Raw genomic sequence first — 13,025 nt, 5'->3', positions numbered from 1 at the left:
GGAATTTACGATGAGTAAAGTTGAAGTAGGCGAAATTTTTACAATCAGTGATGATGAAAATGAAGAGGGGCAGGAAGTTGAAGTTCTTGGTGTCATGACACTTGAGGGAACTGATTATGTGGCTGTTGGATTTGTAGAGGATATCCTTGAAGCTGGTGAAGAAGATATTGATATCTTTTTCTTAAAGGCTGATGAAGACGGCGATTTTTCAGCCATTGAAAGTGACGAGGAATTTGATAAAGTTGTCGCTGCTTTTGAAGAAATGATGGAAGCGGAAGAAGATGAAGAGTAATTTTTGATATAGAGCCTTGTTAGGGGGTTATCTCTAGTAGTTGATAACGACCTTAGCAGGGTTTTATTATTTTGTTCGTGGTTATGAAAGGCTTATAACTCCCGAAGACTGATTCTTGATGATAGTTCGGTCTTTATAAAAGGATTCATAACTCCCGAAGACTGATTCTTGATGATGGTTCAGTCGTTATGAAAGGCTTATAACTCCCGAAGACTGATTCTTGATGATAGTTCGGTCTTTATAAAAGGATTCATAACTCCCGAAGACTGATTCTTGATGATGGTTCGGTCTTTATAAAAGGATTCATAACTCCCGAAGACTGATTCTTGATGATGGTTCAGTCGTTATGAAAGGCTTATAACTCCCGAAGACTGATTCTTGATGATAGTTCAGTCGTTATGAAAGGCTTATAACTCCCCAATCTAGAATTTTACGAATAATTTCAGCCTTATAAATTCAGTACCAAAGACGTATCTGTTTTTGGAAAATATATGTATGAATAAAAAAATACTTGGCATAATGTTAGGGAGAATAAGATTCAAAGGAGAGACGAAATGCCTATTGAAGAAGGTGCCAAGTTTCAAATTTCTCAAAGTGCACAAGGTTTGTTTAACTCCGCAGATTTATTAACGGTCATTTCAAATAATGGCGTAACCGTTCAATTTACACTGGGGGAAGGAAAGGGTTACGGGGCGATGCCCGTTGACCATATGAACTATCTTCTTAAAAGATCAAACCTCACAAAAATTCAAAATAAAAGAGCTTTATTGAGTCCAAGTGAAGACACTGAAGAACATATTAGTTAGATGGAGAGGGATAAATAAATCTCTCTCTTTTTTATTTTACAGGGGTAGGAAATGAACTATAAATCCAGAATATTTAATGGGATAAATATACAAAAAGGACAGGTGAAAACTGATGAATTTAAAAAAACATCAATTAAATGAATCCACACTAGCCTACATAGACGAAGGCGCTGGGAATCCTGTTGTCCTTCTACACGGTTTCTGCGGAAGTTCTCAGTATTGGGAAAAAGTAGTTCCTGAGTTGGCCAAACATTATCGTGTCATCGCCCCTGATTTGCCAGGGCATGGGCAGTCTTCACCACTAAAGCCAGGATTTTCAATAGACGACCTCGCACAAAAAATTAAAGAATTATTAGATGCGTTAAACATTGAGAAGGTGTCGATGTTTGGCCACTCCCTAGGCGGATACATAACGGTTGCCTTTGCGGAAAAATTTAATTCCTATTTAAATGGCTTTTCCCTTGTACACTCTACTGCCTTCCCGGATTCAGATGAAGCGAAAAAGGGAAGAGAGGCAGGTGTTGCAAAAATAAAGGACGAAGGCATTCATACATTTATTGATGGGTTGGTTCCGAAGCTTTTCTCACCAGAACACCTAAATGAAAGCTATGTAGAAAAAGCAAAACAAATTGGCTGCACCACTTCACCACAAGGGGCAATGGATACACTTTTAGCAATGAAAAATCGCCCTGACCGCAATCATGTATTACAAAATACCGAAGTACCCGTCATATTAATTGCGGGAGAGCAGGATCAAATTGTCCCAGTTGAAAAAACTTTTTCAGTTTCAAGAACAAACATCAAGCAAGCTATAATTAAAAATGCCGGACATATGAGTATGTATGAAAATCCAAATGAGCTTATAAAACTTATCACGACATTTTCTTGACAATTTCGACAATTCGGTAATACTTAAAGTTAGATATATATTTTTTCAGGAGAGAGGAGTTACGTATGAAATTACTAACCTTTAAAAAAGACAATGAGGTCAGGCTTGGTGTGAAGACAGACAATGGCATCCTTGACCTAAATAAAGCTGGGCTTGATGTCAATCTCGAAGATTTAGTAAAAAATGAAAACGAACTGTCACTTGTGAAAGAAATCATCAACAGCACGGACTCAGAACACTACTTAAGTGAGGCAGAAATCGAATTTCTACCGCCATTACTGAATCCGGAAAAAATTATATGTGTAGGCCTGAATTATCAAAGCCACGTAGAGGAAGCAAAGCTGGTAAATGTACCTGAGAACCCTGTTTTATTTAGTAAATTTAACAATGCTTTAGCAGCACACAGTGAAAATATCCCACTGCCTAAAGTTGGGGAAAAATTTGATTTCGAAGCTGAGCTTGTTATGGTCGTGGGGAAAGAAGCAAAGGATGTATCAGAAGAGGAAGCTCTGTCCTATGTTTTCGGCTATACAGCAGGAAATGATCTATCTGTCCGTGACCTGCAGTTTTTGACCGGCCAGTGGCTGATTGGGAAATCGCCAGACGGATTTGCTCCGATAGGACCGTATGTTGTCTCAGCGGAAGAGGTTGATCCATTCAATTTAAACATTGAATGTAAAGTAAACGGTGAAGTCCGCCAATCATCCAATACCAAACATATGATATTTAATTGTGCCAAAATCGTAAGTTACATATCCAAACATATGACCTTAAAACCGGGAGATTTAATATTCACCGGAACACCTGAAGGAGTTATTTTAGGATTGCCTGAGAATGAGCAGGTATGGTTGAAGCCTGGTGATAAAATGGAAGTCACGATAGAGAATATAGGGACATTAAGGAACGTCTTAGCTTAATCCATTTATATTATAGAAAGAGCAAACCTCAAGATTTTATGATCCTGAGGTTTGTTTTTTAATAAATGCCATTATGTTCAGAATCAGTATAAGTTGCAATCAGGATGACTGCTTTTTGATCTCCGATATTTTTAACAAAATGCGGGACACTCGCATTCCAGCTAAAGGAATCGCCTTCCTCTAACATGTAGGAATCTTCGCCTTGTTCAGCAAGGACCTTGCCTTCCAAGACTAAATGTGATTCTTCACCCTCATGGGCATTTGCTTCCCCCATTGATGCTCCGGGGGGAAACTCCACACTCATCAATCTCAATCCGCCAATTGATGCGATATGCTCGATTTTCAACTCATTAAAAGTGGAATAGGTCCGCTCATTTTTTTTGACAACTCGCATGTGCTGTTTTTTCTCCAATAATAAATAAGGTAATGGGATTTCTAAATAATTAGCAATCGTTTGCAAAGTATTTATTGATGGAGAGGTGTTATTATTTTCAACATTGCTAATAAACCCTTTTGAAAGACCTGTGCCTTCACACATTTGGGCAATTGTTATCTTTTTTCTGTTTCGGATGGCGCGAATTTTCGATCCAATATCCAATTTTTCCACCTCCACCGTTTTCTTATATAGAACTTATTTATATATTAGCAAAAAAATAATTGACAATCTATATAATCTGTTGTTATCTTATAAATAACAAAAGTTCATATTAAGAAACACATTTATTTTTTTGTATTTTAGTTTTCTTATATGAATCTTTGTTTATTATTCAAATATATTGACTCTCAATTCTTTGGGATTAGTATTTACGTCTATAGCCAACCTATAGATATTAATAATTTAAATTTATAGAAAGGGTGACGGCATTGAAATCATCATTGACTTACGTACTTCTTAAGCCTGGGCAAGTTGATCCCGATAAATCCTATCCTGCCTTATTTTTGATGCATGGAATGGGCAGTAATGAACAAGATTTGCTGCCATTAGTTGCTGGTTTGGAAGAGAGATTTTTCATTTTTAGTATTCGTGGTCCATTAGTGCAGCCACCTGGCTTCGCGTTTTTTACGATTGAAGGCTTTGGAAAACCGCACCGCGATGTTTTTGATGAGACAGTAGGGAAGATCGCCAATTTTATTGATGATGTTTTGACTGAATATCCAGTAGATCCAAATCAACTATATTTGGCCGGTTTTAGTCAGGGAGCAATTCTTTCGATGTCCCTCGCAATAAAGCTGGGTAACCGTATTAAAGGCATTGCCGCTTTAAGTGGGTACATTCCTGGATTTGTGAAAGAAGAATATGAAAAGAACCGGGTAGATGAACTATCGCTGTTTATATCCCACGGTGAATTTGACCAGATTCTGCCCTACCAATGGGGTGTTGAAAACGAGGAATACTTTAGAAGTTTGGGAGCAAAAGTCAATTTCCACACGTATCCGGCGGGTCATACTGTCACATTAAATAATCAACAAGATTTTACAAAATGGTTAGTAAACAAACTAGAAAAATAAACATAATAGGAGAGATGAGAAAATGTTAAAAAAATACGAGGTAAGTACATTCATTTTACGTGTAGTTTTAGGAGCAACGTTCTTTGTCCACGGATTGGTAAAATTTCAAGGCGGAATCGAAAATATTGCCGGCTGGTTTGCAAGTATTGGTCTGCCGGGATTCATGGCATACGGTGTAGGGCTACTGGAAGTAGTAGGGGGGATCGCCTTAATTCTCGGATTTGGAAGCAGAATCGTTTCCGCTTTATTTGTATTGTTAATGGCTGGTGCCATTATTAAAGTTAAATTAGCAGGCGGCTTTTTGGGAAATGGGCAAGGTGCCGGTTATGAATTAGAACTAGCGTTTCTGGCGATGTCATTATTAATCGCCATCAATGACAGCAAGTTGTTCGCTCTCGACCAACTATTATTTAATAAAGAAAAGAAAGACACTAATATTAGAAAAGCGGCTTAATTAAAGGAGGAATCATAATGCTTCCATCATTATTTATCGCACATGGCGCTCCATTACTGGCGATTGAAAACAATGAATACACACAGTTTTTAAATCAATTAGGGAAAAATCTTCCTCGTCCTAAGGCTATTGTCATTTTTTCAGCCCATTGGGAATCCCGTTTGCAAAAAGTAAGTGATGTTGAACAATATAGTACCATTTATGATTTTGGAGGATTTCCTCCTGAATTATATACGATTCAATATCCTGCCCAGGGAAATCATGAACTTTCTCAAGAAATAATGGATTTGTTTGCTGCCAATGAGGTACCGTTTGAAACTGAAATGCAGCGGGGCCTCGACCATGGTTCATGGGTTGTACTTCGGATGCTGTATCCGAACGCTGATATTCCAGTTATTGCGATGTCGGTCAATTCCCGCCTGTCTCCTGAAGAACAGTATAAAATCGGCAAAACCTTGACCGGGCTACGAGAAAAAGATATCTTAATCATCGCCAGCGGGGGGACTTCGCATAACTTAAGAGCCGTCAATTGGGCAGATAGCGGTGTGGACCAGTGGGCTCTTGAATTTGAAGATTGGCTTGCCTACCATCTGAATCATTGGGATCTAGACTCATTATTCCATTATGATACGTTAGCTCCAAATGCGGAATATGCCGTTCCTCCGTATGGAAGAGAACACTTTATCCCGCTGTTTTACGCGATGGGAGCGGCCGACAATGGGAAAAAAGCATCCTTGCTGCACCGCAGCTTCCGATATGGAAACTTGACACATAGTGTTTGGCAATTTGGATAAACGTTCATATAATTTAACCTTTCCCATCATACGTATCTCCTTTTTAGAAAAGACTATCTAAAGTATGTACTCTCATTTGTGATCAAATTTAAAAAAGGAGAGAATGTGATGGAAAGGTTTGAAGGGTTTAATAAGAGTTTTATTGATGGCAAGTGGACAGAAGGGAAGACTGGGCAAACCTTCGATAATAAGAATCCATACGATCAATCGGTCATAAATACATTTAGCCTCGCGAGTCTTGACCAGCTTAAAGGAGCATTTGAAACGGCTAAGGAAGCGCAAAAGTCTTGGGGACAAACAACCCCTGAGGAGAGAAGAGAAATCCTTCAAAAGGTGGCTGAATACTTAGAAAACAACCGCGAAAGTATCGTCGATATCATTTCCCGCGAAACCGGAGGCAGCAATCTAAAAGCAAATGTGGAGCTGGATTTGACACTGCAATACCTCGTGGCCTCTTTTGATTTAGTCGATAAGGTTAATGCTGGTAGAGAAGTAACCGCAAGTCCAGAAGGAAAGAAAAATTATGTTTACCGGCTGCCATTAGGGGTAATCACCTCGATTTCTCCATTCAATTTTCCAATGAATCTATCAATGAGAACTATCGCTCCGGCGTTGGCGTTGGGAAATACTGTTGTCCATAAACCCGATGTACAGACTGGTTTATCGGGTGGTTCCATTATTGCTCGGGCGTTTGAAATGGCTGGACTCCCTAAAAGCGTCCTTCAGGTTATTCAAGCGGATGTCAAAGAACTAGGCGACGAAATGTTCACGACACCGCACTCCGGTCTCGTTAGTTTTACGGGTTCTACAGCCGTTGGAAAGCATATCGGCGAAGTTGCTGGAAAACTCCTTAAGAGGGTGGCATTGGAACTTGGCGGGAACAATCCCTTTATCGTTCTTTCCGATGCCGATGTTGACCGCGCGATAGATGCCGCGATATTTGGGAAATTCATTCATCAGGGTCAAATTTGCATGATTATCAACCGCTTTATCATCCATAAGGATAAATACGATGAATTCGTTCAAAAGTTTATTAATAGAGCAAAACAGGTTCCATATGGAGACCCAAAAGATCCGAAAACGATTATCGGTCCGCTTATTAATGAACGGCAAGCCGATAAGGCGATGCAGTTTATTGAGCAGGCAAAGGATGACGGCATCAAATTAGCATTAGAAGGACAGCGGATTGGCAATCTCATCACCCCGTATGTTTTTGTCGATGTTGATAATCGCAGCAAACTGGCGCAAACAGAGATGTTCGCACCAATTTGTACGATGATTAAAGCGGAATCGGATGAACAGGCCATTGAAATCGCGAATGATACGGAATACGGGCTTAGCTCCGCTATCTTTACCTCGGATTTAGAAAAAGGACGGGAACTGGCGTTGCAGGTTGAAAGCGGCATGACACATGTAAACGACCAAACAGTTAACGACAGTCCGACCGTTCCGTTTGGCGGGACTAAGGCGAGTGGCGTTGGGCGATTTGGCAATGAGTGGATTGTGGATGAATTTACCGTGACCAAATGGGTTTCTTTGCAAACTGAATATCGAAAGTATCCTTTTTAAATTTGATAAAAAAACTCTTTCCAGACGATGGGAAGAGTTTTTTATATTAAACCGTTCAATTCCTAAGCAATCTTGAAGTAACATGCAGAATGGTTATTAAAATAGTTCATTACAAAGTTTGCTTTGGTATTATATAGAAAGGTATACATATCAGTTTTTTGGAGGAATGTTTGTATGGCGAAGACAATTTTCACGAACGGAATAATCTATACGCTGGATGAACTCCAGCCCTTGGCAGAGGCAGTTGTAGTGGAGAATGGAAGAATTATTGATGTGGGTACTCATGCTGAAATGACCCTTCATTGGGGTAGAGATGGGTCTCATGTTGTAGATTTGCAAGGGAGGACGGTTACTCCCGGACTGATTGACAGTCATCTGCATCTTTCTGGCGTGGCCTTTAATTTCTTAGATCTTGATTTAACGGGGGTCAAATCAAAACAAGAAATGCTTGATAAGCTCCGTTCAAAAGCAAACAGCGTTCCGCCTGGAAAATGGCTGGTCGGAATGGGTTGGGATGAGAATTTGTTTACCGAAGGCGGAATTCCAACTCTTGAAGAGCTGGATTATGCAGCACCGCATTGTCCAATTTATTTAAAACGGATTTGCCACCACGCCTTTCTAGTAAACAGTAAGGCTCTTGAAGTGTCTGCTTACGACCCTACCACTGAGGTTCCCGCCGGGGGAACGGTTGTATTAGATCCTATTACGAAAAAACCGACAGGATTGATTTTGGAATCGGCATCTAAACTATTTACCAAACACATTCCGGATAAAAGCTATGAAGAGTTAAAAAGCGGTTTAGAAAAGGCAATGAACTTTGCTGTTAAAAAAGGGTTAACAAGTGTTCACACGAATGATCCAGCCTTTTTTGGCGGATTAGAGCTAACCTATAGAATGTATGATGAATTAATTAATCAGGAAGGAAAAGGCTTACGCTGCAATCTATTGATTGATTATCCTTACCTTCAGGCTTTGAAGGCTAAGGGAATGTATGCCGGTTACGGGAATGAGAAATTGCAAATCGGCTCTATCAAAATATTCGCAGACGGCGCTTTTGGCAGAAGAACGGCGCTATTATCTGAGCCATATCATGATCAACCTGATGCGTATGGGGATGCAATGCTTAGCCAAGATAAACTATATGAGATCGTGAAAAACGCAAGGGAACATGGCATGCCAATTGCCGTACATACCATTGGTGATCAAGCATTGGAAAATGTTCTGGATGTGCTTGACCAATTTCCATCGGTCAAGTATCGTGACCGGATTATCCATGTTTCTTTAGTTAGGCCGGATTTGATTAAGAGACTGGCGGTACCGAGCCGGATTGCCGACATTCAACCGAGATTTGTGGTCGGTGATTATCCATGGGTTAAGGAAAGATTAGGGGAGAAGCGGGAGCAGTATTTGTATGCTTGGAAATCGCTGCTTTCGGCAGGTGTCATATGTGCGGGTGGTTCTGATGCACCTGTCGAACCTGTGGATCCACTGTTAGGCATTCACGCTGCCGTTACCCGCAGAGCACCATGGGATTCCCATGAAGGCTGGAATGCCGGAGAAAAGCTATCTATACAGGAAGCGGTGAGATTGTTTACGGTTGGTGGTGCCTATGCCACAAACGAGGAAGCTTTGAAAGGAACTATCTCAAGAGGAAAACTGGCGGATATGACCGTTTACTCGAAAAATCTTTTCGAGCTAGAGGACCCGGATGAACTGCTGCAGACTACGGTTGAGATGACGATTATTGGCGGAGAAGTCCAAGGAAATTAATAAAAATCCTTCCCAATTTCATAGATTGGGAAGGATTTTTAAAACCTATAAGCCTTTTGGCGCGGTGCCCATAAATGTTCCATCAAAGAAAACTGCCATCATGATGGTACCATTTTGAGCTATGTAGGGTACGCCTACCATCGTAACACCATAATAATTATTAACCATTACTTCAGTGTTATTAATGCCCCTCCAGTTATCTCCATCCTTAATAATATCAAGTTTTGCATTTTTAAATTCTTGACTGCTAATTAAATTTGCGATGATTTTATTTTTTTCTGCTCCATAAATCGTTGTAACGTCATGGCAGTGACAGGTAGGATCATCTTCTGCCGCTTTTACAGGATTACCAGGGGCAGCAAATAGGGAAAACGCCATAACACCCCCGCATAAAATAGATAACAATTTTTTCTTCATCCTTTTTTCCTCCTTTAATTGATCTCGATACTATCTTTCTATTCAATTCGACAATTTCCTTTAAAATGATTGGTAATACTTCTATCAAACACCAACATTTATGCCAAAATTGTGTCCGTCACCCTAAAAGTTGTCAATTTATCCTAAATAAGGTCTAATAGAATTAGTATTTTCGTATGGTAAAGGGGAATCTTGAGTGGTTTTTTTTGCAGGAGTATTAGTCATCTATAATTTACTTTTATTCTATATCGGCTGGAATGGATGGAAATGGCTGAAAACATTTATTGTTGGAAAAAAGCGTTTAATATTTACTTACTGGCTGGTCCTCATTTTTGTTGCCTATACCTTTGTGTACGCCCGTTTTTTAGATGATAGTGCTGTATTTACATGGCTTGGCGGAATTTGGCTGGGTATTTTTTATTATTCAGTTCTCTTGCTTCCATTTGTGAATCTTTTTGTATTTTTAACAAGGTTTACCCGTATTCAAAAAGAAAAGGTTGTAAAATGGTCCGGTTTTACCACTATAATGATTATTGCTGGATTATTTGCATTAGGCTTATACAATGCCTACACTCCTGTACTAAGAACCTATGAAATCAACATTCCGAAGCAGGTGGAAGGGGTAAAAAGTCTTAACATTGTCATGGCATCCGACATGCATTTTAGTGAAATGTCGGGGGCAAACCATGCTAAAAACCTCGTTAAGCACATCAATGCGTTGAAACCAGACCTTGTGCTGTTTCCAGGGGATATTATTGATGATGATGTGGATCCTTTTCTCGATAAAGGAATTCCGGATATTTTGAAAAAGATAAAAGCACCGGTCTATGCCTCTATGGGGAATCATGACCGGGAGGACCCTGGGATTGATCTGATTAAAATTTTTAATAACAGTGGTATGAGGCTAATGGCAGATGAAGTAATTGTTTTAGATAATGGGATTACCTTGGTTGGCAGGAAAGACCGCGGTTATCAGGATGTGGTTAGGATGAAGCTTTCCGATTTAATGAAACAGGTGGATTTATCAAAACCGGTTATTCTCCTTGACCACCAGCCCTATGATTTGGATGTTGCCGAAAATAATGGAGTAGACCTGATGGTGTCCGGACATACTCACCGTGGACAATTGTTTCCAGCTAATTTGATAACAAATAAGATTTATGAAAATGATTGGGGCTACCTTAAAAAAGGTCAGCTACATTCAATTGTCACGTCCGGGTATGGTTTCTGGGGAACGCCCCTAAGAATCGGCACCCAGTCAGAAATTGTTCAAATAAAGGTGAAGTTTACAAAATAAAAAAAAGAGCCAATTTGGTATTTATCTAAAAACGCCAAGTTGGTTCTTTTTCTATTTATTTTTAGGAGGAATTTACCATTTGCATAAAGAACAATATGGTTGAGGCCTGATTTGTATCCACATTATTTGGAGGTTTTATGATATTAGACGATTCGGTTGTTCATTTTTTAAGAAAAACAGAACCGCTTTATATACATCTTGCTGTCGCCAATTCTGAAGGGCGTTCCTATTCCGTTCGGGGGTTTGGTGTGCAAACAAATGAAGGGAAGGACCAGCTTAAAATTTTCATACTTAAATCGCAAACAAAGAAGGTTTTATCTTTTATTCATTCAGGCACTGGAAAAATTTCGTGCTTATTTACGGATGGTTTTACGAATGAATCCTATCAAATAAAAGGGAGTTTTATAGAATCAAAATTGTGTGCTGAAGAGGATAATGAATTCTTATCACGGTATCGGAAAGGCAGCCTAAAGCTTTTTCCAAAAATGTACGACAAATTTCCGTTGTCAGCAACGTTTTGTGATTCCGTATCGTTTTTTGTAGAAGAAGTTTATGTCCAAACACCCGGTCCTTATGCAGGGAGTAGGTATGTAAAAGGAGTGGACACCCATGATACCTGAGGAAATGCATCCAGCCTTAATGGGAGTAGTTCCAGCAACCATAATTACTAGCAATAAGGATGGAGTACCCAATATTACAAATATCGCCAGGGTATGGTTTGTTGATTCTCATCATGTTGCCATCGCCAACCATATGTTAAACAAGAGCATTCAAAATTTGCGCGAAAATCCATTTGCCTTTATTCGGACAATGGATACTAATTCATTTACGACCTGGGAAATCGAAGTAGAATACGAGGGATCTAATTCAGATGGGGAAATTTTTACGGAAATGAAGAAGCAATATGAGGTTCTCTCGATGATGCTGGAATCTGGAAATCCCATCACTGTAAAAAGGGCTGAGGTATTCCAGGTACTGTCGGTCCGTAGTTGCGACGAAGAAAATAGTCATTTGATTTCTAATACCGATTTATATATTCCCTTACTGGAACAATTAGAGAAAAAATTAGGCTGGGATTCCTCTGCAGTATGGATAGGGGATGAAGCTTCTGATGAATTACATCTTGTCACAATGCGGGGGCTGGATGAGGAATTAGCAGCTAAAGTTCTGAAACGGGTTGCCCAGTTGTCATTTCAGCAAAAAAAGCCACTACGGATTTTAAATATCCGATCGCAGTTTCAATATGCGGTTACCACCTATCTTCGTCTACAGGATGTTCAAAATAATTTTACTGGCCAAGACTACCGGAAAATTCATCAACATTTTGTTGCCATCCCACACATAGGGGAAGACGGGGAAGTCATTGCCGTCATTGTGAGTCAAAGTAATGATTCTGATAAATTTCGTATGTTTGAAGAAGAGGTATTGGAGAGCTTTTCGAGGGGATTGGCAAAGTTAATTGAAAAAAGCAGCGGAATTAATGACGAAAACGAACGTCTGAAGATAATGGAACAGGAGCTTGAACATGTCCTGCTCAAGGTCCTAAAACAGACTACAAAGGTGAAAATCCCTTTAAGTCCAAGGGAAATCCAGGTTGCGATACAGGTCGCAAAAGGACTTTCGAATGACCAAATCGCGCAAACTTTGTTCATCAGTAAGCGGACGGTCACCACCCATTTGGAAAGGATTTATCAAAAATTAGAGATAAGCTCCCGTGCTGCCTTGACAAAGTATGTTCATGAAAATAGTCTAACAGACTCATCCGCTTAAAATTACGTATTTTAACCGATATTTTTCATTTGGCAAACCACTTATGATAAGTTCAAGACTTATGAATAGGTGGTGTTTTTTATGGAATGGATTGTTTTATTACATGTTGTCTCGGCAGTTGTCGGGCTTGGCCCTGCTTATGCCTTTCCTTTGATTTTAAGGAAGGAAAAATCACTGGAGGAAGTAAAAAGGATGGCGGACCTGGTGACAAGGTTAGAGATCCTTCCAAAAATCTTTGGTGGGTTAACGTTGTTAACCGGGATATTATTGGTCTGGCTTGGCAATTACGGCACGTTTTTTACTTTATGGATTGTGGCCGCGCTCATCTTGTTTATTTTAGCGGAAGTGGTCATCATTGGATTTCTGACTCCTGTAGCTAAAAAACTTGCTATGACACTAACGGAATTAACCAAACAAGGAGAATCCGAAATAAACCCAATAAGTTTAGACCTTCTATCAAAAGTGCGAAACTACCATATTATCTCATGTGTAATTGTATTGGTGATTATTGCTCTAATGGTCTTAAAACCGGTATAAGGAG

General features: G+C 39.7%; 15 protein-coding genes. 13 read left to right on the top strand and 2 right to left on the bottom strand.

The genetic code is table 11. From position 1 onward, the window contains the following. Positions 1 to 10 precede the first annotated feature (10 nt). The 4 genes from V5M37_RS13630 (at position 11) to V5M37_RS13615 (ending at position 2,904) form a co-directional block, all read left to right on the top strand. Entirely contained in the window at positions 11 to 292 is a 282-nt protein-coding gene (locus tag V5M37_RS13630) for a DUF1292 domain-containing protein (RefSeq protein ID WP_423802407.1), read from the top strand. 554 nt (positions 293 to 846) lie between these two features. Beyond that, the gene (locus tag V5M37_RS13625; RefSeq protein WP_423802406.1) at positions 847 to 1,098 is read left to right on the top strand and encodes a hypothetical protein; all 252 of its coding nucleotides are present in this window, start codon (positions 847 to 849) and stop codon (positions 1,096 to 1,098) included. Between the two features lie 112 nt (positions 1,099 to 1,210). Next, positions 1,211 to 1,987, top strand: coding sequence for an alpha/beta fold hydrolase (locus V5M37_RS13620; protein ID WP_423802405.1), 777 nt, complete (start codon positions 1,211 to 1,213; stop codon positions 1,985 to 1,987). 65 nt (positions 1,988 to 2,052) lie between these two features. Further along, positions 2,053 to 2,904: a fumarylacetoacetate hydrolase family protein gene (locus V5M37_RS13615; RefSeq protein WP_423802404.1), complete on the top strand. Its 852-nt coding sequence runs from the start codon at positions 2,053 to 2,055 to the stop codon at positions 2,902 to 2,904. A gap of 58 nt (positions 2,905 to 2,962) precedes the next feature. On the opposite strand, the gene V5M37_RS13610 is transcribed toward V5M37_RS13615, so the two are convergent. Continuing rightward, the gene (locus V5M37_RS13610; RefSeq protein WP_423802403.1) at positions 2,963 to 3,502 is read right to left on the bottom strand and encodes a helix-turn-helix domain-containing protein; all 540 of its coding nucleotides are present in this window, start codon (positions 3,500 to 3,502) and stop codon (positions 2,963 to 2,965) included. Positions 3,503 to 3,759: 257 nt separating this feature from the next. On the opposite strand from V5M37_RS13610, the gene V5M37_RS13605 reads away from it, so the two are divergent. The 5 genes from V5M37_RS13605 (at position 3,760) to V5M37_RS13585 (ending at position 9,000) form a co-directional block, all read left to right on the top strand. Then, on the top strand, positions 3,760 to 4,413 hold the full coding sequence (locus V5M37_RS13605) for an alpha/beta hydrolase (protein ID WP_423802402.1): 654 nt from the start codon (positions 3,760 to 3,762) through the stop codon (positions 4,411 to 4,413). A 22-nt stretch (positions 4,414 to 4,435) separates the two neighbouring features. Then, entirely contained in the window at positions 4,436 to 4,867 is a 432-nt protein-coding gene (locus V5M37_RS13600; RefSeq protein WP_423802401.1) for a DoxX family protein, read from the top strand. A gap of 17 nt (positions 4,868 to 4,884) precedes the next feature. Next, a complete protein-coding gene (locus V5M37_RS13595; RefSeq protein ID WP_423802400.1) occupies positions 4,885 to 5,661 on the top strand; it encodes a dioxygenase in 777 nt (258 codons plus the stop codon). Between the two features lie 108 nt (positions 5,662 to 5,769). Beyond that, positions 5,770 to 7,230: an aldehyde dehydrogenase family protein gene (locus V5M37_RS13590; RefSeq protein WP_423802399.1), complete on the top strand. Its 1,461-nt coding sequence runs from the start codon at positions 5,770 to 5,772 to the stop codon at positions 7,228 to 7,230. A 174-nt stretch (positions 7,231 to 7,404) separates the two neighbouring features. After that, positions 7,405 to 9,000, top strand: coding sequence for an amidohydrolase (locus V5M37_RS13585; protein ID WP_423802398.1), 1,596 nt, complete (start codon positions 7,405 to 7,407; stop codon positions 8,998 to 9,000). 45 nt (positions 9,001 to 9,045) lie between these two features. Here the strand turns inward: V5M37_RS13585 and V5M37_RS13580 are convergent, their stop codons facing one another. Beyond that, positions 9,046 to 9,417, bottom strand: a complete 372-nt coding sequence (locus tag V5M37_RS13580; protein ID WP_423802397.1) for a hypothetical protein — start codon at positions 9,415 to 9,417, stop codon at positions 9,046 to 9,048. A 196-nt stretch (positions 9,418 to 9,613) separates the two neighbouring features. On the opposite strand from V5M37_RS13580, the gene V5M37_RS13575 reads away from it, so the two are divergent. The 4 genes from V5M37_RS13575 to V5M37_RS13560 all read left to right on the top strand — a co-directional run bounded on the left by V5M37_RS13575 (position 9,614) and on the right by V5M37_RS13560 (position 13,021). Next, positions 9,614 to 10,714, top strand: coding sequence for a metallophosphoesterase (locus V5M37_RS13575; RefSeq protein WP_423802396.1), 1,101 nt, complete (start codon positions 9,614 to 9,616; stop codon positions 10,712 to 10,714). A 137-nt stretch (positions 10,715 to 10,851) separates the two neighbouring features. Next, complete coding sequence (locus tag V5M37_RS13570; RefSeq protein WP_423802395.1) at positions 10,852 to 11,334, top strand: hypothetical protein; 483 nt, start codon at positions 10,852 to 10,854, stop codon at positions 11,332 to 11,334. Continuing rightward, complete coding sequence (locus tag V5M37_RS13565) at positions 11,324 to 12,484, top strand: LuxR C-terminal-related transcriptional regulator (RefSeq protein ID WP_423802394.1); 1,161 nt, start codon at positions 11,324 to 11,326, stop codon at positions 12,482 to 12,484. The genes V5M37_RS13570 and V5M37_RS13565 overlap by 11 nt, the downstream gene beginning before the upstream one ends. Before the next feature lie 81 nt (positions 12,485 to 12,565). Continuing rightward, a complete protein-coding gene (locus V5M37_RS13560; RefSeq protein WP_423802393.1) occupies positions 12,566 to 13,021 on the top strand; it encodes a DUF2269 family protein in 456 nt (151 codons plus the stop codon). The last annotated feature ends 4 nt before the right edge of the window (positions 13,022 to 13,025 follow it).

Source organism: Neobacillus sp. SAB-20_R2A (assembly GCF_049568635.1).
Classification (GTDB): domain Bacteria; phylum Bacillota; class Bacilli; order Bacillales; family Cytobacillaceae; genus Neobacillus; species Neobacillus citreus.
This window is presented reverse-complemented; position numbering and strand designations above follow the sequence as displayed.